Source organism: Vibrio sp. R10-SG3-ISO3, assembly GCF_059834225.1.
Map to the genome: position 1 here is coordinate 110,743 of NZ_JCBDHE010000017.1, position 21,410 is coordinate 132,152.

Here is a 21,410-nt window from a genome sequence, read left to right on the forward strand (position 1 = left end):
TTTCGGACGTTATATTTGAGCAAAAGCTCAGTGGTGGCTGATCCTAGAGGCAATTATAGGAGATACATATCCGACCATTGCGTAGTTGGCAGATAAAATTAGCGAAATGACGGTTATCTGGCAGGAAAATCCTACAAAATGACTGTTTTTAGAGTGTAAGCTCTAATTTTATGCTAAAAAAATGGCCCGAGAGGGAATCTCGGGCCATGATCTTGCTCACAAAATGTTATCAGGTTGTTAACTCATCGGTTTGATGATATCCATCAAGGTTTGCGCGATGTTCGCCACATCTTCGCCTTTGTCTCCAACCAGAATCAGGCTGTTGTTGCCAATCGGTTCAACAATGCCCGCCATGCCTTGTTTTTCAAAGGCAAAGGCTTTGTCACTGGCGATACCGGTTAAGAACAGCGTCACTTTGCCTTGCGTCCCTTTAAAGACCATATGCACCGCATTGGAGTCGCCAAAGCCACAGTGGTTAAGATAGTAGACATGGTAAGGGAACTGCTCAATCAAGTGTTTTTTAAACGGCACCATTTTGGCGTTGATTTGCGACGATTGGACTTGTTCATCCAACACAAACACGAAGCCTTTTTCATCAAACACATGTTGAATGGCGGTGTCCGCTAAATTGGCGTTCGCGGGTGATACCACTAAATTGCCCCAGTTGACTTGGCCAACCAGCAGACCAGCGACAAAGGCGACCGAAGCTGCCATTGCCATGGCACGTTTAACGAATGTCGGGCGAACGACATTGTCTTCTTTGATTGCCGCGGATTGATTAAACAAAATGCGGTCAGCGAGCCCATCGGGTACATCGACCTTCATGGCATTGGCAATGAGGGTATCGAGCTCAAGAATATCGTCGGCAAACTTGGCATTCTTGCTGTCGGCTTTGATCGCTTCGTTGATTTGTGAGTCACGCTGTTTTGGGTCGGACATAATACGACGACGGAATTCTAACTCATCCATTTTTTTGCCCCCTTGCGCTGTCATCAGAATCTAACATCTCTTTAAGTTGGTTACGCGCTCGAAAAAGCCGTGTCATGACGGTGTTTTTGTTCAAAGACAAAATCTCGCCTATCTCTTCACCACTGAACCCTCCTACCACTTGGAGGAAGAGGGGCTCACGGTATTCTTCTTCTAGCTTCATGATTTGCGCTTGGATCCACTGGGTTTGATGATGTGGGTCATCGCTCACTTTGGCTTCGCCGCTGTAATCATCGATATCCACGAGATCAAACTGCTTACGCTCAAAACGACGCGCGTTCTCACGGCGCAAGATGGTGATCAGCCAAGACTTGGCGGCTTTTTCATCTTGCAAACTGTCCAGTGACTTCCAAGCCCTTAGGCAGGTTTCCTGCACCAAATCTTCCGCGATGGTTGGGTCTTTGCAGAGCCAATACGCATAGCGGTAGAGATCTCGGTGATAGGCACGAACCAGCGCTTCATATTTTCTTTGTCTGTCCATATCCGAGTTGACCGGAGTGTCGGACTTTTTCTTTCCAAAAAACGAAATTATTGACACACGAGCCTCCTAGTATGCTCCGTGGTGCTCATTATGGCTGATAAAACCCTCTTTATATATTGAAGCAAAGTGGCGCACAGTGCGATAAAAAGAGAGAAATCCCATTAAAATTGATCTACTTCAAAAAGAGGCAAGCGGCAACAGGTATAGTAACTCCTGTCATCTAGTCGGCATCTGCTGACAAGTTGAGCAAGATGACACTTCCTTTTGAAGGCTGACTTTACTTTCTCCTAATCAGGAAACTGATTATTTTCAATTGGCGTTAGTTAATTGCTTTATACATTCCGACCACACAGTTCTGTGTGGTTTTTTTTTGCCTCGAGAAAATGCCCGGCGCAGCAACGCTGTTCTCCCGTTTAGGCGGCGGTGTTTGATGATCACAGTGTTTGGCAAAAGCCGACAACCTGGATTGTCACCCTACCTTGTCTGATGTTATAAACTGAGGATAAAAGTGATGCATTTGTTGCATTGCCTACAAGGAAAGTTGAGGACCGATGAGAATCTTGATAGTGGAAGATGATCGTTTGATCAGCCAATCATTGGAGCAGCGCTTCACTGATTTAGGTCATGGAGTTGATTGTGCCTACGATGGAAAAGTGGCGTATGCCTTGGTCGCTCACACTCAATACGACTTAATCATCTTGGATTTGAATCTTCCGCATCGTTCTGGAGAAGAGATCACAAAAAAAATTCGCCAACGTTACGATACGCCTATTTTGATACTGACGGCGAGAAACGAGGTGCTCGATAGAATCCAACTGCTTGACTTAGGTGCGGATGATTACCTTTGTAAGCCATTTGACTTGGGTGAACTAGAGGCGCGATGTCGTTCTATTGTGCGCAGGAGTCAAGGGCAAGATCACAACCTTATCGAATTTGGTGACATCTGTTTTGATGCAGCCAGTGCCACGGTGCAGGTGAAGGGTAAGACGGTGGAGCTCAAACAGCGAGAGTATCGCTTGTTGGAAGTGTTTCTCGGTCACCCGAATCGCGTTCTCAGTAAAGAAGAGATCATCGACCATCTGTATGGCTATGACAATCCGCCGAATCTGAACGCAATTGAGACATACGTAGGGCGTCTCAGAAAAGCGTTGTCCGAGAGTGAGGTGGAGATCAAAACACTACGTGGCCTTGGGTATGTGATGGCCAAAGCAGGATGATCGCCTCATTGCCCGTTTTTCAGGGATTTTCTACTCGTTCTTTACGTTTTCAGCTTGTTGTTTATGCGACGATGTTGCTGCTGTTTATTGGCTTGCTCTCTATGCTCGCTGTCAAGCGCTATGCGTATCAGACAGCGCAAATTGCGTTCGATCGCCCGCTCGCCAACTCAGCGTTACAAATTTTAGAGCAGGTAAGGTTTGAGCACCTGCAAGTCAGCGTTGACCTGCCTTTCTCTGCGTTTGCCGGTTTATCAGATTCTCCCAGGGACAAAGTATTTTATGCTGTTGTCATCAATCACGATGAATTTATCACGGGCTATGCTTCCTTGCTCAGCGATACAACAATTCAATCACACATTCAGCAATATCCCGTACAGTTAGAGATCAAACCCCATTTTTTCTACCACACCATGTTTGATGAGTATGTACGCTTTGCCTTGGTCAGCCGCTCCGTGAACACCAGTGAGGGGGCGCAAGTGGTCTCGGTATTGGTGGGTCAGACGGTTCAAGCCAGGACCCATTGGGAAAAAGAGCTATCAGATGTGGCATTCAAGCTATTGGTCGGTGTGGTCAGTTGTGCCCTTGTGGTGATTCTCGTACTGATTGCTATGGTACTTAAACCTTTAAACGTGATTAACCAGAAAATCGCCAGTCGCTCCAATGTGGATCTCACACCCATCGATATGGATGCACCTGAGGAAGTGTCCCACTTGATTGAGACCGTTAACACCTTTATGTCTCAGTTGGATGACACGCTGACAAACCTGAAAAACTTTACTGGAGAAGCGGCGCATCAGTTGAAAACCCCGCTTGCCGGCATGCGCGCGCAAGTCGGTTTGATTCTGAGTCGAGATCACAATGAGGCGACCGCACGATCGTTAGCGAACGTGCTCAAGGCGTGCGATGTGCTCGAACGGACCATTGATCAACTGCTTAATCACGCAACCATTAAGCACCGATATCGAAGTGTTGAGCCCCAGTGGGTGAACATGAATCAGTTAACGGCAGCTGTGTGTCGTTCGTTGGCGATGAATGCGTTGGCAAAGGAGATAGAGCTAAGTTATGAAGCGGACACGGCCTTTTCTGTACGCGGGGATGCCTTTGCACTTGAGCAAATGCTGACGAACCTCGTTGAAAATGCCATTAAATACTCGCCAGCATCCAGTCGAGTGGAAGTGGAAGTCAGCCATATGGGTAGCAAAGCCGTCGTGGTGATACGTGATTTCGGCCCCGGTATTAGCGATGCTGATAAGCCTTTGGTGTTTGATCGTTTTTATCGTATCGCGGGGACCGACGAAGCCGGTACCGGTCTGGGGATGAGTATTGCGGCTGACGTAGCGAAGAAGATGCAAGCCGTATTGTTGCTAAAAGACAGTGTCCCAACGGGGCTGACGGTAGAAATACAGTTTCCTTATACAGCGTGGCAAGAGGTAAGCGAATGAAGCGTATCGGGTGGTTAGCGGTTGCGCTCCTATGGTTTGGTTTCAGTGCGGCTGATGAGGCTTCGTTGCCACTGCGGATCTATGGCGCGGCATATCAGTCAGAAATGAAGCCGATGCTGGATGATTTTAAAATGCGTCACCCAGAGGTTAAGATCGATTACCGCTGGATGAGCAGTAATGATCTAGACCGGTATGTTCGCGATAACATTCAGCCACAGCCCGATATCACCATCAGTTCCGTGATGGATTTGCAACTGCGGCTAGTGAATGATGGCTACGCATTGCCTCATCAGGTCGCGATGTCGAGCTACGGTACTTCGCAGAGTGTATTGCCGGAGTGGAGTCAATGGCGTGATGAGTTGTTTGGTTTTAGCTTTGAGCCTGCAGTTTTAGTGTTTAATAAAGCCTTCATTGACGGTAAGGTGCCCCCAATGAACCGCGTTGAATTATTGAGCTTTATCCGTCAATACAGCAGTGAGTTAGTCGGGAAAATCGGCCTGTTTGATATCCGCCGAGTGGGGATCGGTTATTTACTTTGGTCTTTTGAAAGGCAGCAGGCAAGAAATTACGGTCAGTTTCTTGAGCTGTTTAATTCCGCCCAGGCACGCACTTTTGGTAGCACCCGTTCGATGCTTAAAGCGGCCAGTGAGGGTGAGCTTCTTATGGCTTACAACGTGCTCGGATCATACGCTAGAAGCTGGCAAGAGTTGGATGACAACATCGTGATCGTGTCGCTGACAGACTACACACCCGTAATCATTCGCAGCGCCTTTATCAATAAAACCACTCAACAGCCCGATACCGCAAAAGCCTTCATTGATTACATCTTGTCTTTGTCTGGCCAATGGGTCATGGCTGAACAAACCAATATGCCGCCGATTCGCACAGATATTACTAGTGAAAAATCCGCCGCATATTTACGTCAACACTATGCAGATCAACTGAACCCAATTCCTCTGGACGTGCGACTCATGGTGTTCTCAGATCAGAGTAAACGGGAGGTGGTGACGACAGAGTGGGAGAGCGCTCTCAAAAATTACGATTGAGTTGTCCACGCATGCGTGTGTCAGTTCGGTGACAGGTTCGTTTCGTAGCCTTACGCAGCCATTTCAAGCAGGAAGTGGTGTGATTGCTAAGGAGCGAAGGAATGACACACTCTCATCTAATTCCCTGCATGCTTATTCGGGGTGGCACCTCGAAGGGCGCGTATTTTCTTTCACAAGATCTCCCCAGTGACCCAGATGAACGTGATGCGTTGCTGATACGCATCATGGGATCAGGTGATGTCCAGCAAATCAATGGTATTGGTGGGGGCACCACGTTGACCAGTAAGGTGGCGATCGTCTCGTTGTCTGACTCGCTAGGAGTCGATCTTGACTATCTGTTTGCTCAAGTTGGCGTGGAGGAGAAGATCGTGGATACCAAACCCTCCTGCGGCAACATCTTGTCTGGAATCATTGCGTTTGCAACCGAAAAGAATCTTATCTCACTTCAAGACGGTACGACGACGGTCCGAGTCAAGAACGTCAATACCAACACCATCATAGAAGTCACAGCCGAAACGCCGAATCGACGCTTAAAGTTCGACGGGGATGTCACGGTTGATGGCGTCCCTGGCACGGGCTCACCAGTCTTGTTGAACTTCCTTGACGTGGGCGGAGCAAAAACAGGGGCGCTGTTCCCAACGGGTCAACGTCAACAACGCATTCTTGATGTCGATGTAACCTGCATTGATGCCGCTGTTCCTATGGTGCATATACCCGCATCAGCGCTGGGCATTATGGGTACAGAGAGCAAAGCCGAAATTGATGCGAATCATGATCTACTGGCACGCATCGAAGCGATTCGCATTGAGGCGGGTGAGCTGATGGGGCTAGGTGATGTTCGCTCGAGCGTGATCCCTAAAGTGTCCATTGTGTCCGCACCTCAATCCGGTGGAACCATTACCTCTCGCTATTTAGTCCCCCACAATTGCCATGCCAGTCATGCGGTGACCGGCGCTATTTGTGTTGCGTCTGCCTGTTTGATTCCCGGTACGGTCACTCACTCGCTGGCAGCGCCGAGCAAAGATGAGCGTGTAGTGGTTGAGCACCCAAGCGGAAAAATTGATGTGCAAATGAGTATTTTAGAAGGTGAAGGAGAGCCGATCATCGCTCAAGCGGCGTTAGTCAGAACGTCTCGGCCTTTGTTCAAGGGCGAGGTGTTTGTTAGCCACTAATGTGTCTGCTAGCAAACGGCTTCGCACTCTCGTCGTAAAGTCGATCTATGTAACATTTTTGTTAATGAGGTTGTCCTTGTCAGTTTGATGACAGGTTGAGTGATTAGTGTTAACGCATCGCAATATTGGGCGATAGATAACAAGATTAACGAGAAGCAATCAAAGGATTTGAGGAGGCATTCATGCCAATGAGCAAACCCACTTACCCCCAGTTTATTCGCCGTACTACGGCACTGTTTTCCGCAATGGTTGCCCTAGGGGTCGCCTCTCTGAGCCCGTCGGTACTGGCAGAGGATGTCTCCTTTGATGGCGAGCGTGCTCAAATTACCGTCCCATATAAAGAGGGAGGTGGTACGGATACTTGGGCACGATTTTTTGCTCCTTACTTTAGCCAAACGCTGCCTGGTGAGCCTGTTGTCGTGGTCAAAAATGTGCCTGGTGGCGGTTCAACTAAAGGGGCTAACCAATTTGCCCGCAGAGCCAAAGACAACGGTTTGGATGTCCTCGCGAGCTCCGCATCGACTCAGTTTACTTATCTACTCGGTGACCGCCGTGTCAAATACGATTACAACGATTGGGATGTCGTGATGGCGTCGCCTACCGGCGGTGTGATTTACGTATCTCCGAGTACTGGTATCAACAATGCGGATGATTTTGTTGCCAACCTAGGCTCAGTAGAGTTTCAGTATGCCAGTCAAGGTGCGACAACGATTGATTTGGTGCCTTTGTTAGCGCTTGATCTATTGGGTGCTGATGTCAAAGCTGTCTTTGGTATGAAAGGTCGTGGTGCTGGTCGCCTCGCTTTTGAACGTGGCGAAGTCAATTTAGATTCTCAGACCAGTTCTGCCTATTTGAAGAAGGTAACCCCGCTGGTAGAGGAAGGCAAAGCGATCCCAATCTTTAGTTTGGGTGTGTTGGATGACAACGGTCAACTTCAGCGCGATCCTAACTTCCCCGATATTCCACACTTCGCTGAGGTCTATCAGAAAGCCAATGGGGACATGAATGCCCAAGGTTTCAAAGTTTGGCGTTCTTTCTTTGTCGCAGGTTTCGTGGCTCAGAAAATGTTTTTCCTTCCTGATTCAACGCCAGAAGCGGTCAAACAAGCCTGGCGTGATGCAGCAAAAACCTTCGTTGCAGACGAAGAGTTCCAAGCTCGAGCTAAAGACGTACTGGGTAACTATCAACAGCTAACGGGCGAGGAGGCAGACAAAGCGGTAGAAGCGATTCTGTCACTCGATGAGAGCAGCAGAGAGTGGGTCGCTCAATGGCTTGCTGATAAGTACAACACCAAACTGTAACTCTCAATGAGCAGCGCTCTGAGCGCTGCTCTTCTCTCTCATTCCTCAATTTAGTTGTCCCTCTATTCTCCGTCTGACGACGTTGGCGTTCAAAGGTTCTACGATGTTTAGTGAATTGTTTTTGGCCCTAGAGACCATACTTACCGTCCAGCACATTACCTACATGTTAGGGGGCGTGATGCTGGGCTTAGCGATCGGTATATTCCCAGGTTTAGGGGGGATTGCGGGTCTTTCATTGTTGCTGCCGTTTCTGTATGGCATGGATCCGGTTTCAGCACTCGCGATGTTGATTGGTTTGGTTGCCGTTATCCCTACCTCTGATACCTTCACCTCTGTATTGATGGGAATTCCCGGTTCGAGTGGCTCACAAGCGACCGTACTGGATGGTTTTCCTATGGCAAAGAAAGGGCAAGCTGCGCGAGCGTTATCTGCGGCGTTCACCTCATCTTTGTTTGGTGGTTTGTTCGGTGCTGTGGTTCTGACTGGCTTTGTGCTGGTGGCTCGTCCGGTGATTTTAGCATTTGGCTCTGGTGAGCTATTTATGCTGACGTTACTTGGTCTGACCATGGTGGGCTCTCTAGCAGGAAGAAGTTTAGTCAAAGGCTTATCGGCCTGTGGGTTGGGTGTGATGCTGGGTAGTGTCGGCAGTGCGCCAGCCACCGGCGAATATAGAATGGTGTTCGATAATTTCTATTTGATGGACGGCATTCCACTTGTTGTCGTGGGCTTGGGAATTTTCGCTTTGCCAGAGATCATCGATCTCCTTCGCCAAAACAAGCCAATAGCCAGTGCCAGCAAACTTGGTTCCGGATGGCTATCGGGGGTAAAAGATTTCTTCGAAAACAAGTGGCTTGCTCTACGATGCAGTGTCATTGGCTGCATCATCGGTGCTTTGCCAGGTTTGGGGGGAAGTGTGGTCGATTGGATAGCCTACGGACACGCAGTGCAAACCACGAAGGACAAGCCTGATTTTGGCCAGGGGGATGTGCGTGGCATCATTGCACCTGAGTCATCAAACAACGCGAAAGAGGGCGGTGGTTTAGTGCCCACTCTGCTGTTTGGTATTCCTGGATCTGGTGGCATGGCGGTGTTTTTAGGTGGCATGGTATTGGTCGGTTTGGAGCCTGGACCAGCGATGGTCAGCACTGATTTAGACATTACTTACACGATTGTTTGGTCATTAGCACTTGCCAACGTGTTTGGTGCAGGTGCTTGTATGCTGATTTCGCCATGGGTTGCTAAGTTGACCACCATTCGCTATGCCTTACTCGCTCCTTTTATGGTTATGGTGATCTGTTTTGCAGCGTTTCAAGCTACCCGCGATTTAGGGGACTTGGTGACACTGTTAGCAGTCGGTGTATTGGGCGTGCTTATGAAACGATTTGATTGGCCTCGCCCTGCGTTTCTTATCGGCTTTGTTCTTTCTGCCGGAATGGAAACCTATTTATATCAAGCGGTTCAATTTGATGGTGCAGCGTTCTTACTTCGTCCCGGCGTAATGATCATTGGTGCGCTCACATTACTTTCACTCGTTTTTATGATCCGACAAAATATGAAAAAGCGCGAGCAATCGACCAACGAAGCGTCCTCCACTCCTGCTCCACGTACCCCTCAATTAGCATTTGCGGTCGTGGTGAACTTGGCTTTCGCTTACGGTATCTATGATGGATATCAGCAGAGTTTCCTAGGGGGCATTTTCCCGATTGTCGTGGCGAGTGGTATGTGGTTGCTTTCCGCTGTGGTGATTGTGCAGTTACTGACGCACACCTCATCATCACCGATTTACTTTGATAACGAATATGAGCAAGGCTACGCGTTTGATGACAACACGTCATCGATGATGCACTACCTCTACTGGTTGGCGGGTTTGGTGCTCGGGTGCTTTTTAGTCGGCTATGTCATCTCAATTAGTGTGTTCTTCTGTTTATTCTTGATGAATAAAGCCGGTCTGAGCTTATGGCGATCTTTCGCAACGACGACATTGGCATGCGGTTTTCTACTTGGTTTGACCCATCTTATGTTGTTGGATTTGCCCATTGGCCTATTGCAGGACGCCGTGGATCTACCTTGGCCATTCGGAGGATAACCTAGATGTCTATTAAATCGATCATCATGCCTTTTGCCTCGCAAGAGGATGGAGATACCCGCCTCGAGGGAGGCTTACATGTGGCCAAGTTTTTTCTGGCACACTTGGATGTATTGCACGCACAAGTGGGGTCTGAGCAACTGATGCCCCACGAGCAGCGGCTCGTGTCACGCAAATTCTATGACCAGATAGGTAAAATTGTTCGCGACTACGTCAGTAATGATATGTCGCAAGCTAAGTTGCGATTTTCTGAGCTATGTCAATCACTTAACGTGGTGGAGGGCGAGTCGAGTCTCAACCAAACCAGTGCCACTTGGCATGATATTTTTGGCTATCGTGGTGAGGTGGTGGCGGAGCGCGGTAAAGTATCGGACATCATCATTATTCCTAAATCACTAACAGGGCGCACAAGCGTCAGCTTTGAAGCGGCGATAGAGCATGGCGGCAAACCGGTTCTAGTGATGCCGAGGACGCAGACGCATTTTGCACCTAAGACGGTAATGATTGCGTGGAATGGCGATGAAGCAGCAGCAAACGCAGTAAGTTCTGCATTACCGCTGCTCAAACTTGTCGATAATGTCGTGGTTGCGACCAGTGAGCGCTCATTAGCGAAAAAGCCGACGCAAATCGATCTCGCTACCTACCTTGCACGACACGGAGTGGATGCGGAATGTTTGACGTTTACCCGAGCGAGAAGAAACACAGCCTCGCAGTTGCTTGAGGTGGCCAGTGAAATCAAAGCGGATGTCGTCGTTGCCGGCGCGTTTGCACACCAGAAGCTTCATCAGAAGGTGTTTGGGGGCGTAACTAACCAATTGCTCTCAAGTGCCACGATCCCTTTGTGGATGATGAGTTAACTACGCGATTCACCGCATTGTTCAATGACAGCTGCGTGACAGCTTGAACGTGTACTCTAACTAAAAGACTGGTTAACACCTAATCCATCCGCCCAAGAAAAATGCAGGGTTTACTCCTCCTTGTGTTGTGTTAACCAGTCTTTTCCTTTTCCTGACTTTACTCCCATTTACCGCCTCCAAACCCTCTGCTACTTTTCCATCATAAATCACGTTTATTTAAACGGCCGTTTGATTGCTTTAACAATCTCGTTACAATGGCGTGGTCAGACCTCTCATGATTAAGGAGAAACAATGGGCAAGCAGGAATTAAAGACCCGCTCGGGCGAACGCATCGCCATCGTTGCCGGTTTACGCACGCCGTTTGCACGTCAAAGTACGGAATTTAGCCAGGTCCCTGCGGTGGATCTGGGCAAAATGGTGGTCAGCGATATGTTGGCCAAAACGGACATCGATCCTGCGTTGATCGATCAGGTGGTGTTTGGCCAAGTGGTTCAAATGCCAGAGGCCCCCAACATTGCCCGAGAAATTGTACTGGGCACCGGGATGAACATTCATACCGACGCCTACAGTGTGACTCGCGCCTGTGCGACCAGTTTCCAATCCGCCGTGAATGTGGCGGAAAGCATTATGTCCGGCACGATTGATATCGGTATTGCCGGTGGCGCGGATTCATCGTCTGTGCTGCCTATTGGTGTCTCGAAAAAGCTCGCCGCGAACTTGCTGGCGCTAAGCAAAACGAAGACGCTAGGTCAAAAGCTTAACATTCTTAAAACTTTGTCATTGAAAGATCTCATGCCGGTGCCACCTGCGGTCGCTGAATATTCCACCGGTCTTTCTATGGGGCAAACGGCGGAGCAAATGGCGAAATCACACGGCATTTCTCGCCAAGAGCAAGACGCGTTAGCGCACCGTTCGCATACGCTAGCGGCAAAAGCGTGGGAAGAAGGGAAAATTCGCGACGAAGTGATGACCGCTTTCCCAGAGCCCTACAAAAAATGGATCGCCGAAGACAACAATATTCGCCGCGATTCGACCTTAGAAGGCTACGCCAAGCTTCGTCCTGCATTCGATCGTAAGTTTGGTAGCGTGACAGCGGCAAACAGTACGCCACTGACGGACGGCGCCGCCGCCATTATGTTGATGCGAGAAGGGCGCGCTAAGGAGCTTGGGCTTGAGATCATGGGTTACATCCGTTCTTACGCCTTCTCGGCGATTGGCGTTGAAACCGACATGTTGATGGGGCCATCGTACGCCACACCGGTTGCACTCGACCGAGCGGGTATTACGCTGTCTGATTTGACCTTGATCGATATGCACGAAGCGTTCGCCGCTCAGGCGCTATCGAACGTGAAGATGTTTGCGAGCGATAAGTTTGCCCAAGAGAAATTGGGTCGCTCAAAAGCCATCGGTGAGATTGATATGGATAAGTTTAACGTTCTAGGTGGTTCGATTGCCTACGGACACCCATTCGCGGCGACGGGCGCTCGCATGATTACGCAAACGCTGCGTGAGTTGCAACGCCGTGGCGGTGGATTGGCATTGAATACCGCCTGTGCAGCAGGTGGATTGGGCGCAGCAATGGTTCTGGAGGTCGAATAATGAGTGAGCAAAAAGCATTTAACTTAACCATTGATGAGCAAAACATCGCTTGGCTGGCGATTGATGTGCCCGGCGAGAAAATGAACACGCTGCAAGCGGCGTTTGCCGATGAAATGGCCGCTATCTTTGATGAGCTCGGTGACAAGCAGTCTACCCTCAAAGGCATGGTGGTCCACTCACTCAAGCCGGACAACTTTATTGCTGGCGCCGATGTACGTATGTTAGACGCCTGTCAAAGTGCTGCAGAAGCACAAGCGTTAGCGCAACAAGGTCAGAAGATGTTCGCGACATTATCGGATCTGCCTTTTCCTGTTGTCGCGGCGATTCATGGTCCGTGTTTGGGCGGCGGCTTAGAGCTTGCTTTGGCGTGTGATTATCGTGTTTGTAGTGATGATGATGCGACGAGACTGGGTCTACCTGAAGTTCAACTTGGACTTTTGCCAGGCTCGGGCGGCACGCAAAGACTGCCTCGTTTGATTGGTTTGCTGCCATCACTGGATTTGATTTTGACCGGTAAACAGTTGCGAGCGAAAAAAGCGGGCAAATTGGGCGTGGTGGATGCGGTGGTGCCGCAGACTATCTTGCTCGATGTGGCGAAAGGCTTGATTGAAAAATCATCGCCGAAGCGAAAAAGTGGCAAAAAAGCATCGACTAAAGAAAAGCTGATGGCGCACACCGGGTTGGGCCGCAAGGTGATCTTTGAACAAGCTGCCAAGAAAACCCACGCCAAAACGCGCGGCAATTATCCAGCGGCAGAGGCGATTTTAGACGTCATTCGCTACGGACTTGAGCACGGTTTCGATAAAGGGTTACAGAAAGAAGCACAGCGCTTTGGCGAGTTGGTGATGACCTCAGAATCGAAGGCACTGCGCTCGATTTTCTTTGCGACCACTGAAATGAAAAAAGACAACGGCAGTGATGCTACGCCGCGAAAGATTCAGCGCGCCGCCGTGCTAGGTGGTGGCTTGATGGGGGCGGGCATTAGTCACGTTAGTGTGGCGAAAGCGAAAGTTCCTGTCCGGATAAAAGATGTGTCAAACGATGGCGTTCTTAACGCTTTGCAATACAACTACAAGTTGTTCGACAAGCAGCGTCAACGTCGCATTCTTTCCAAAGCGCAACTGCAATCGAAAATGGTGCAGCTGTCGGGTGGCACCGATTTTACCGGCTTTAAAAACACAGACATCGTGATTGAAGCGGTATTTGAAGATTTGACGCTCAAGCAGCAAATGGTGGCGGATGTGGAAGCCAATGGCCATGCAGAAACTATTTTTGCGACCAATACGTCATCATTGCCGATCCACCAAATTGCCGCCGAGGCTAAGTACCCTGAGAAAGTCGTCGGGTTGCACTACTTCAGCCCGGTGGAAAAAATGCCGCTGGTTGAGGTGATCCCACACGAAGGCACGTCGGATGAAACGGTTGCCACCGCGGTCGCTTTTGCTCGCAAACAAGGCAAAACGCCGATTGTGGTCAAAGATTGTGCAGGCTTTTACGTTAACCGTATTTTGGCGCCTTACATGAATGAAGCGGCGCAAGTACTGATGGCGGGAGAACCGATTGAACAGTTAGATAAAGCGCTGCTTAACTTCGGCTTCCCAGTCGGCCCTATTACGTTGTTGGATGAAGTTGGCGTCGATATCGGCGCGAAAATTATGCCTATCTTGGTCAAAGAACTCGGCGCGCGTTTTCAAGGCCCAGATGTGTTTGACATCTTACTCAATGATGGCCGTAAAGGGCGCAAGAGTGGCAAAGGCTTCTACACCTACAAAGGGAAGAAGAAAGAGGTCGATAAGTCCGTGTACAAACTGCTGAAATTGACCCCGGAATCTAACCTTGCTGAGAAAGACATCGCCATGCGTTGTGTACTGCCGATGCTCAACGAAGCGGTCCGCTGTCTGGACGAGGGCATTATTCGCAGTCCTAGAGATGGTGACATCGGGGCGATTTTTGGTATTGGTTTCCCTCCATTCTTAGGTGGCCCTTTCCGCTACATGGACCAAATTGGCGTGAAGAAGCTGGTGGATATCATGAACGACCACGCACAAAAATACGGGGATCGATTCGCGCCATGCGATGGGCTGTTAACACGTGCGGGGTTAGATAAGCCCTTCTACAGCAACTAGTTTTTTCTCAAAATAAAAAGCGAGCCTCGGTAATAGGCTCGCTTTTTTTGTTTGACGCGTTACTATTTATATCGATAAGCAGCCAACCATAGGCTGGCGAGTGTCTCGAATATAATCATTAAGGATATCAAATGGATGCGCTTGATTTACTGCTCAACCGTCGCTCAGTCGGCAAACTGTCTGCCCCGGCTCCTGAGGGAGTCGCATTAGAAAACATCATTCGCGCTGGCCTGCGTGCGCCGGATCATGCGGGGTTGACGCCGTGGCGTTTCGTGATTGCTCAAGGGGAAGGGCTCAATAAGCTGTCTGCGATTTTGCACCGTGCTGCGGTGGCAGACAATAGTGATGACGCTGTGCTTGAAAAAGTGAAAAATGCGCCTTTTCGCGCGCCTATGGTGATCACGGTGATCGCCAAAGTGACGGAGCACGACAAAGTGCCAGCACTTGAGCAGCACCTATCTGCAGGTTGTGCCGTGCAAGCGATGCAGATGGCGGCGGTTGCACAGGGCTTCCAAGGGTTCTGGCGCTCTGGCCCTTGGATGTTCCACCCGAATGTGCATCAAGCTTTTGGCTTGCAGGGAGAAGATCAAATCGTCGGATTCCTCTATCTTGGTACGCCCGATAGTGAGCCAATGAAAGTGCCCCATCGCGAGTTGAGTAAATTCGTCGAGTATTTGTAATCCTTGACGGACAAAGAAAGAAAAGCGCCTGATTGAAAACAATCAGGCGCTTTTTTAATGCAGGTTGAACGCGATCACAAAGTCGATGAATAAACGGACTTTCTCGGGTAAGTGGTCTTTGTGGTTATACAGCATATAAATATCACGAGGGTTAGCGATCCAGTCATCGAGCACTTGGACAAGGCTGCCATCCTCAATGTACTCGCGAATCATCACATCCGGCATGAGCGTAATGCCAAGCCCTTCAGAACACGCGCTGCGAACGACATTGAGCGTATTGGCTTGGAAGCGGCCTTTATCATTATTGACCACCACTTCGCCATTGTGATTTTTGAGTTGCCATTTGAGCAGCGGCGAACCTTTGAGCAGTGCATGCTGGCTCAACTCTTCGGCGTGTTTCGGTGCAGGATGTAGGCGCAAATAAGTTGGGCTGGCAACCAAAATGTCTTTGACCGAGCTAATTTTACGTGCAATCAGGCTTGAATCTCTCTGCGGCCCCACTCGGAAAATGACATCCCACTCGGTGGGGTCAAGGTGGTCGGATTGCGTGCTGGTATCAAGCTCAATATGGATATCAGGGTATTGAAGCATAAACGCATTGAACATCGGCATCATCATGCGTTTGGTTAGATTGGAAGGAGAGGTAATACGAATTTTACCCGCAGCGCCACGACATTCATCAGAGATCTCCTCTGCTGTCATCGTCAGACGGTTGAGCAGGGGAGAGCACTCATTGAAAAAGCGCTCACCCGCCTCAGTCAGTGACAGCTTTCTTGCATGTCGATTGAGCAAGCGAAGGTTAAGTGAGTCTTCCAGCGCTTGAATTCGTCGAGTGATCGTGGCGACCGGAATCATGGTTTTACGGGAAGTTGCGGTATAGCTTCCATTTTCTACCACCAGTCTAAATAGGTTGAGATCATCTAATTTCATTCTGTCGAACACACTTTGGTTACGAATTTAGGTAATTTATCTTTATATATCATGTCAAAGCTTGAGGCACATCAACAACTTCACCGATCTTACCGGATTCATACATATAGTAGCTATCCCTCATTTACGGTGGAATATTTGTATAAATGGGCCGTGGCGACTACTTTTTAAGAAGTGTTTCAAACACGCAGTTAATAATAACAATAATGTTGATAATCCAAATTTGGGTGAGGCAAGGTTTATGCACAAATCAGTTCAGGTGGCCTCGGTGGTGAATCCGCGACTGGCTGCAAGTCAAAAGCTCATTATGGTCGTTGATGACGATCCTATCTTTCGTCGCATTACGACGGGATTTCTAACCGCACAAGGTTATGAAGTCATCGAGGCTTCAGATGGCTTAGAAGGTTTAAAACAGTTGAGGGAACATTCCCCCGACCTCATTTTATGTGATCTGTCGATGCCGGTGCTTGATGGTATCGAGTTTGTCGAGGAGGTGAGCTTAGAGTACCCGTCTATGCCGCTTATTGTTGTATCGGCGACCGATGAGATGTCTGATGTGGCGAAGGCGCTGCGTTACGGCATCAAAGATTTCCTTCCTAAACCGATTTCCAATTATGAACACCTCGCCAACGCCATTGAAGTGACGTTGGAGGATTCTGACAACCACCTCAGTGATCTCAGGGATTTTTCCAGTCAGTGGTTTCGTGTCGATAGTGGGGATATGCCTGAGGAGCAAGAGCTTCATTGGCACTTGGAGTTTCTAGAGGATAACCCAAGTGCGGCCAAAGATTTACTCCATGCGCTGCTGCCAGACAAAGACACCGCACAAGGGGATTGGAAGTGCAGTTACCGCTTACTGCAATCGACGGATGTGATGCCTTTGGTGTTTGATTATGCCTGGCTTATGAACGGTCAATTTGCTTTCTATTTGGTGGATTCGGCCAGTAGCCATCATCATGGCCCAGCGGCGACGCTGCTGGTTCGCGCTTTGTTCCATGATTATCTGCGTAACCTCAAATCCTTCAATGCGGATTTGAAAGATCTGGCGGATATTCTAGAGAAAGGCATGCAGTGCTCCGACTGCGGCGTACCGGTGAAAGCCTTGTTTGGGGTGGCAGATCTTTGCTCAGGAAAGCTGTCTCTGCTGCCTGCCGGGCTGGATGCACAGTGGTCGAATGGGTACCAATCTCAACATATCCCTTCTGGCGTCAAGTTGGGAGAAAACTGCGCCAAAAACTTCATCACCACCGATCTCTTGATACAGTCGGCGTGTCAGTTATCCCTAAGCCGCCTAGGTTCTAGCAGCTTTACTTTAGACATCTTCCGTGGTGGCAGCGCTTAAACGCATCCATGTATTCCCCAAATAGTGATCAACCCCAAAGGCCTTATTCGCCTTTGGGGTTGATGGGTCATCCCCTCTCATTTTATCAATAACCTTACACCTGTTCGGTGTTTATGCTTTAACCATTAAGGTATAGTCTCGCCAAACAAAAATAACCCTAAAACGCAGGGCAGCACTTGCGTTAATGGGACTTTCATTATTGAAAGAAACGTATCGCCACCTACCAAAAGAGAAGCAGCCCATGGCAGACAAAGATTTTAAAGAACCGTATAATATTTTTTACTTTTTAGGCTTTATTGCAGCCCTGTTGATCCCAACGCTTCCCGCGACCTTGACTTGGATTCGCGTGTTCAACGGATACGCAGGCTTCTAACGCAGTTCTGGAGCATACCATTCCTCTACGCAGATTCTTTTTCTATGTTGTTGGTGTGCTCAGTTTATGCCTAGGCATACTGGGCATCTTCCTTCCCGTTCTCCCTACCACACCGTTTATTTTGCTCTCCAGCGCTTGTTTCATGCGCAGCAGTCCACGTTTTCACCGCTGGCTTCATCAACACCCGACGTTCGGGCCTATCATTATCAATTGGCATCAGAACCGGGCGGTAACGCGCGGCGTAAAACAGCGCGGCGCTCTCGCGATGGTACTCAGTTTTAGCTTCTCAATTTGGGTCGTCCCTCACCTATGGCTGAAAGTGATGTTGGTGGTGATGCTGGTGATTTTACTCAGTTGGTTCTTGCGTCTTCCTGTGATGGAGCTGCTTGCCGATAGAGAAGAAAATCACTAAGATTACCCAGAAGTGTGCCCACTCTATTGGTGGGCGTTTGTTTTTTATACGAACCGTATTTTAGTCAGTGATTTGGTCAGATACCGGATCCGAGTGGCACAAAACCCATTATTAAGTGGCCGATGATAACAATGATAGGCGCCCACTTAGCCAAAGTAAGTAATGAACTATGACAACTGAAACGATCGCATTCATCAAATCTAGCATCAAAAGCATTCCAGACTATCCAAAGCCAGGCATTCTATTCCGTGATGTCACGAGCTTGATGGAGAACGCCAAAGCCTACCAAGCCACGATCCAACTTTTAGTGGATAAATATAAAGATCAAGGCTTTACCAAAGTCGTTGGTACAGAAGCACGTGGCTTCTTGTTTGGTGCACCGTTGGCGTTGGAGCTTGGTGTGGGTTTTGTCCCTGTGCGTAAACCGGGCAAACTACCACGTAACACCATCGCTCAATCTTATGAGTTGGAGTATGGCGTTGATACGCTAGAGATTCATACCGATGCCATCTCAGAAGGTGACAAGGTGCTGGTGGTGGACGATTTGCTCGCAACCGGCGGTACCATCGAAGCGACCACCAAACTGATCAGACAGTTAGGTGGCGTGGTCGAACATGCGGCGTTTGTTATCAATCTACCTGAAATCGGTGGTGATAAACGTCTGCAAGGTCTCGGCCTTACGGTTTACAGCATCTGTGAATTTGACGGTCATTAATCGGAATTATTCATGAGTTATCTTGCTTTAGCGCGAAAGTGGCGTCCAACCAAATTCAGTGAAGTGGTGGGTCAAGCGCACGTTTTGACGGCGCTTGAAAATGCACTCGCTCAAAATCGTCTCCACCATGCGTACTTGTTCAGTGGTACGCGAGGTGTCGGTAAAACCTCGATTGGGCGACTGTTTGCCAAAGGTCTAAATTGTGAAACGGGTATTACTGCCAACCCTTGTGGTCAGTGTGATACGTGTCAAGAGATAGACCAAGGGCGCTTTGTGGATCTATTAGAGATCGACGCGGCGTCGCGCACCAAAGTGGAAGATACTCGAGAGTTATTGGACAACGTCCAGTACAAGCCAGCGCGTGGACGCTTTAAAGTGTACCTGATTGACGAGGTGCACATGCTCTCTCGTCATAGCTTTAACGCGCTGCTGAAAACATTGGAAGAGCCGCCAGAGTACGTGAAGTTTATTCTGGCGACCACCGATCCGCAAAAACTGCCTGTGACGATTTTGTCGCGCTGTCTGCAGTTTCATCTTAAGCCGATTACGGTCGATGCCATTCATCAACAGCTGGATCATATCCTTGCACAGGAACAAGTGAGTGCAGAGGCACGCGCATTGGGTATGATTGCCCATGCGGCGGATGGCAGTATGCGTGATGCACTCAGTTTGACTGACCAAGCGATTGCTCTTGGCAATGGCAGTATCAGCCAAGAAAGCGTGGCGCACATGTTGGGTACACTCGACACCGATCAAGCCTTGCATCTGCTGCAAGCGATCAGCTCGAAATCGGTGGATGTGGTGATGTCGAGTGTGGAGCAAATGGCGCAAAACGGTGTGGATTGGGATGGATTGTTGCAACAACTCGCCAGTCAATTGCATCGATTAGCCATGGTGCAGGCTTTGCCATCCTCGCTTGATAAAGGCCAGCCTGACGCTGACAAGGTCGTGCAGCTGAGCAAAGCGTTAACGCCGCAAGATATTCAACTGTTCTACCAAATTGCGTTGAAAGGGCGTGAAGACATCGCGTTGGCGCCGTCAGAGCGCATTGGTTTAGAGATGGTGCTGTTGCGCATGGTGGCATTTAGGCCACAAGAGGTGTCGCAAGCCAATATAATCTCAACGTCCAGCGCACCTGTCGCAGAGGCGCCGGTGCCATCTGCAGCGCCACCAGTCAGCCATGCTGCGCCTCAAGCGCCGATGTCCTCTCCAGCGGTATCACCTCAGCCTGAAGCGACACCACCTCAGCCTAAAGCGCTATCGCAGCCAATGCCAAGCGCACCGTCGTATGAGCCACCGATGGCCGATTACGACATGCCATCGCATGACGATATGCATGACGCGTCTGGATATGACAGAGATGAGTATGCACAGATGACGCCCGCTTCGGCCCCACAAGCCCCAGCAGCGCCAACACCGCCTCCAACGCAGAAGCCTGCGTCAAGCGGGGTGAGCGGCGGCATTAGTGGTTTGCGTCATCAATTGCGTTCACAGCGTCAAGGGCGCAGCTCGCCAGGCGCGTCAACAAAAAAGGCTAAAGCGGCATCTGCCAAACCTGAATCGGTGCTCGAACGTGTTGCGCAAAAACACGCCGGAGCGCCGCAGATGTCGCCTGCTGCACACATGGCTAGAAACGAGTCGGCAAACAACGCATCGCTTGAGAAGCCTGAGCCCTATCAATGGACGCCAAGCCAACCAGTCGTGGATGAGCAAAAGCCGGAACTGAAACCCACGCAGCTGAAAAAAGCGCTCGAGCACGAGAAGACGCCAGAGATGGTCGATAAACTCGTCAATGAAAGCTTAGAGCGAAGCGAGTGGGCGCAGCTCATCAGTCAGCTCAATACAGCTAAGTTGACTGAGCAACTCGCGCTCAATTCGGATTTCGTCAAAGATGGTCGCTCTATCCAACTGACGTTGCGTCCACAGCAGGCTCACCTCAACACGGATAAAGCGCAAAGTGAACTGCTCTCAGAGCTCAATCGAGTGTTGGGCGAAGAGTGCCAGTTAAGTGTCGAGATTGGTGACAAAGGAGAAACACCGCTAGAGTTAAGAGATAAGCTGTATCAAGGCAAGCTTGAGCAAGCTTTTAGCAGTCTAGCGGCTGATCAGTACGTGCAGTTTATCGAGCAGCGTTTTGGTGCTGAACTCGATAGCGATAGTGTACGACCGATATAATTTCCGGTGGTTGAATTCATTTGATTCAGCCCCCATTTAATTCGATATAGTGATAAACTAGAGAGATAAACATGTTTGGTAAAGGCGGTATGGGCAACCTAATGAAGCAGGCCCAGCAAATGCAAGATCGCATGCAAAAGCTTCAAGAAGAAATTGCGAATATGGAAGTGACTGGTGAATCGGGCGCTGGACTTGTGAAAGTGACCATTACTGGTAGCCACAGTGTTCGCCGCGTTGATATCGACGAGAGCTTGATGGAAGACGATAAAGAGATGCTAGAAGATCTCATTGCTGCTGCGTTCAATGATGCCGCTCGTCGTGTTGAAGAGACGCAAAAAGAGAAAATGGCGTCAGTGACAGGCGGTATGCAATTACCACCTGGTATGAAAATGCCGTTCTAATCTCGCTCTCTGCGCGTAACAGGTTTACGTGCAATCGACGAGAATGACGACAATTCATAGAGAAAGAG

The 21,410-nt window shown here is 49.4% G+C and carries 19 protein-coding genes; 16 read left to right on the forward strand and 3 right to left on the reverse strand.

Translation table 11 applies throughout. The annotated features are described in order from the left end of the window. Positions 1-237 precede the first annotated feature (237 nt). Together AC6R1A_RS04620 and AC6R1A_RS04625 are read right to left on the reverse strand one after the other, a co-directional pair. Entirely contained in the window at positions 238-969 is a 732-nt protein-coding gene (locus AC6R1A_RS04620; protein ID WP_500638760.1) for a DUF3379 domain-containing protein, read from the reverse strand. Then, entirely contained in the window at positions 962-1,468 is a 507-nt protein-coding gene (locus AC6R1A_RS04625; RefSeq protein WP_334551485.1) for a sigma-70 family RNA polymerase sigma factor, read from the reverse strand. Before AC6R1A_RS04625 ends, AC6R1A_RS04620 begins: the two co-directional genes overlap by 8 nt. A gap of 551 nt (positions 1,469-2,019) precedes the next feature. On the opposite strand from AC6R1A_RS04625, the gene AC6R1A_RS04630 reads away from it, so the two are divergent. From AC6R1A_RS04630 to AC6R1A_RS04675, 10 genes are all read left to right on the forward strand, one after another. After that, positions 2,020-2,685 carry a response regulator transcription factor gene (locus AC6R1A_RS04630; RefSeq protein WP_500625786.1) on the forward strand — a complete coding sequence of 222 codons (666 nt, stop codon included), beginning with the start codon at positions 2,020-2,022 and terminating at the stop codon, positions 2,683-2,685. Further along, complete coding sequence (locus AC6R1A_RS04635) at positions 2,682-4,127, forward strand: sensor histidine kinase (RefSeq protein WP_500634168.1); 1,446 nt, start codon at positions 2,682-2,684, stop codon at positions 4,125-4,127. Before AC6R1A_RS04630 ends, AC6R1A_RS04635 begins: the two co-directional genes overlap by 4 nt. Next, on the forward strand, positions 4,124-5,173 hold the full coding sequence (locus AC6R1A_RS04640) for an ABC transporter substrate-binding protein (protein WP_500634167.1): 1,050 nt from the start codon (positions 4,124-4,126) through the stop codon (positions 5,171-5,173). Before AC6R1A_RS04635 ends, AC6R1A_RS04640 begins: the two co-directional genes overlap by 4 nt. Positions 5,174-5,274: 101 nt before the next feature. After that, on the forward strand, positions 5,275-6,345 hold the full coding sequence (locus AC6R1A_RS04645; protein WP_500631890.1) for a 4-oxalomesaconate tautomerase: 1,071 nt from the start codon (positions 5,275-5,277) through the stop codon (positions 6,343-6,345). A gap of 182 nt (positions 6,346-6,527) precedes the next feature. Beyond that, positions 6,528-7,646 carry a Bug family tripartite tricarboxylate transporter substrate binding protein gene (locus tag AC6R1A_RS04650; protein ID WP_500631891.1) on the forward strand — a complete coding sequence of 373 codons (1,119 nt, stop codon included), beginning with the start codon at positions 6,528-6,530 and terminating at the stop codon, positions 7,644-7,646. 103 nt (positions 7,647-7,749) lie between these two features. Next, positions 7,750-9,732 (forward strand): tripartite tricarboxylate transporter permease, encoded by a 1,983-nt coding sequence (locus tag AC6R1A_RS04655; protein ID WP_500625791.1) that lies wholly within the window; start codon positions 7,750-7,752, stop codon positions 9,730-9,732. A 5-nt stretch (positions 9,733-9,737) separates the two neighbouring features. Further along, on the forward strand, positions 9,738-10,589 hold the full coding sequence (locus AC6R1A_RS04660) for a universal stress protein (RefSeq protein WP_500631892.1): 852 nt from the start codon (positions 9,738-9,740) through the stop codon (positions 10,587-10,589). A 291-nt stretch (positions 10,590-10,880) separates the two neighbouring features. After that, a complete protein-coding gene (gene fadI, locus AC6R1A_RS04665; protein ID WP_334551079.1) occupies positions 10,881-12,188 on the forward strand; it encodes an acetyl-CoA C-acyltransferase FadI in 1,308 nt (435 codons plus the stop codon). Next, on the forward strand, positions 12,188-14,314 hold the full coding sequence (fadJ, locus tag AC6R1A_RS04670; protein ID WP_500634166.1) for a fatty acid oxidation complex subunit alpha FadJ: 2,127 nt from the start codon (positions 12,188-12,190) through the stop codon (positions 14,312-14,314). Before fadI ends, fadJ begins: the two co-directional genes overlap by 1 nt. A 131-nt stretch (positions 14,315-14,445) precedes the next feature. Beyond that, entirely contained in the window at positions 14,446-14,994 is a 549-nt protein-coding gene (locus AC6R1A_RS04675; RefSeq protein ID WP_487903248.1) for an NAD(P)H nitroreductase, read from the forward strand. Positions 14,995-15,048: 54 nt separating this feature from the next. On the opposite strand, the gene AC6R1A_RS04680 is transcribed toward AC6R1A_RS04675, so the two are convergent. After that, the gene (locus AC6R1A_RS04680; protein WP_500625794.1) at positions 15,049-15,924 is read right to left on the reverse strand and encodes a LysR family transcriptional regulator; all 876 of its coding nucleotides are present in this window, start codon (positions 15,922-15,924) and stop codon (positions 15,049-15,051) included. 241 nt (positions 15,925-16,165) lie between these two features. Between AC6R1A_RS04680 and AC6R1A_RS04685 the strand changes: the two genes are divergently transcribed. The 6 genes from AC6R1A_RS04685 to AC6R1A_RS04710 all read left to right on the forward strand — a co-directional run bounded on the left by AC6R1A_RS04685 (position 16,166) and on the right by AC6R1A_RS04710 (position 21,342). Continuing rightward, entirely contained in the window at positions 16,166-17,266 is a 1,101-nt protein-coding gene (locus tag AC6R1A_RS04685) for a response regulator (protein WP_500634165.1), read from the forward strand. Positions 17,267-17,507: 241 nt separating this feature from the next. Next, the gene (locus AC6R1A_RS04690) at positions 17,508-17,639 is read left to right on the forward strand and encodes a hypothetical protein (RefSeq protein WP_334551071.1); all 132 of its coding nucleotides are present in this window, start codon (positions 17,508-17,510) and stop codon (positions 17,637-17,639) included. A 7-nt stretch (positions 17,640-17,646) separates the two neighbouring features. Next, positions 17,647-18,051, forward strand: coding sequence for a YbaN family protein (locus tag AC6R1A_RS04695; protein ID WP_500634173.1), 405 nt, complete (start codon positions 17,647-17,649; stop codon positions 18,049-18,051). Positions 18,052-18,220: 169 nt separating this feature from the next. Further along, the gene (gene apt, locus AC6R1A_RS04700) at positions 18,221-18,766 is read left to right on the forward strand and encodes an adenine phosphoribosyltransferase (RefSeq protein WP_334551070.1); all 546 of its coding nucleotides are present in this window, start codon (positions 18,221-18,223) and stop codon (positions 18,764-18,766) included. Positions 18,767-18,778: 12 nt separating this feature from the next. Continuing rightward, complete coding sequence (gene dnaX / locus AC6R1A_RS04705; protein ID WP_500634164.1) at positions 18,779-20,941, forward strand: DNA polymerase III subunit gamma/tau; 2,163 nt, start codon at positions 18,779-18,781, stop codon at positions 20,939-20,941. 71 nt (positions 20,942-21,012) lie between these two features. Beyond that, positions 21,013-21,342: a YbaB/EbfC family nucleoid-associated protein gene (locus AC6R1A_RS04710; RefSeq protein ID WP_005380618.1), complete on the forward strand. Its 330-nt coding sequence runs from the start codon at positions 21,013-21,015 to the stop codon at positions 21,340-21,342. The last annotated feature ends 68 nt before the right edge of the window (positions 21,343-21,410 follow it).

Bases quoted from the DNA above. Each gene is read 5' to 3' on its own strand.
- AC6R1A_RS04620 (WP_500638760.1), bottom strand. From the start codon at position 969: ATGGATGAGTTAGAATTCCGTCGTCGTATTATGTCCGACCCAAAACAG.
- AC6R1A_RS04625 (WP_334551485.1), bottom strand. From the start codon at position 1,468: ATGGACAGACAAAGAAAATATGAAGCGCTGGTTCGTGCCTATCACCGA.
- AC6R1A_RS04630 (WP_500625786.1), top strand. From the start codon at position 2,020: ATGAGAATCTTGATAGTGGAAGATGATCGTTTGATCAGCCAATCATTG.
- AC6R1A_RS04635 (WP_500634168.1), top strand. From the start codon at position 2,682: ATGATCGCCTCATTGCCCGTTTTTCAGGGATTTTCTACTCGTTCTTTA.
- AC6R1A_RS04640 (WP_500634167.1), top strand. From the start codon at position 4,124: ATGAAGCGTATCGGGTGGTTAGCGGTTGCGCTCCTATGGTTTGGTTTC.
- AC6R1A_RS04645 (WP_500631890.1), top strand. From the start codon at position 5,275: ATGACACACTCTCATCTAATTCCCTGCATGCTTATTCGGGGTGGCACC.
- AC6R1A_RS04650 (WP_500631891.1), top strand. From the start codon at position 6,528: ATGCCAATGAGCAAACCCACTTACCCCCAGTTTATTCGCCGTACTACG.
- AC6R1A_RS04655 (WP_500625791.1), top strand. From the start codon at position 7,750: ATGTTTAGTGAATTGTTTTTGGCCCTAGAGACCATACTTACCGTCCAG.
- AC6R1A_RS04660 (WP_500631892.1), top strand. From the start codon at position 9,738: ATGTCTATTAAATCGATCATCATGCCTTTTGCCTCGCAAGAGGATGGA.
- fadI (WP_334551079.1), top strand. From the start codon at position 10,881: ATGGGCAAGCAGGAATTAAAGACCCGCTCGGGCGAACGCATCGCCATC.
- fadJ (WP_500634166.1), top strand. From the start codon at position 12,188: ATGAGTGAGCAAAAAGCATTTAACTTAACCATTGATGAGCAAAACATC.
- AC6R1A_RS04675 (WP_487903248.1), top strand. From the start codon at position 14,446: ATGGATGCGCTTGATTTACTGCTCAACCGTCGCTCAGTCGGCAAACTG.
- AC6R1A_RS04680 (WP_500625794.1), bottom strand. From the start codon at position 15,924: ATGAAATTAGATGATCTCAACCTATTTAGACTGGTGGTAGAAAATGGA.
- AC6R1A_RS04685 (WP_500634165.1), top strand. From the start codon at position 16,166: ATGCACAAATCAGTTCAGGTGGCCTCGGTGGTGAATCCGCGACTGGCT.
- AC6R1A_RS04690 (WP_334551071.1), top strand. From the start codon at position 17,508: ATGGCAGACAAAGATTTTAAAGAACCGTATAATATTTTTTACTTTTTA.
- apt (WP_334551070.1), top strand. From the start codon at position 18,221: ATGACAACTGAAACGATCGCATTCATCAAATCTAGCATCAAAAGCATT.
- dnaX (WP_500634164.1), top strand. From the start codon at position 18,779: ATGAGTTATCTTGCTTTAGCGCGAAAGTGGCGTCCAACCAAATTCAGT.
- AC6R1A_RS04710 (WP_005380618.1), top strand. From the start codon at position 21,013: ATGTTTGGTAAAGGCGGTATGGGCAACCTAATGAAGCAGGCCCAGCAA.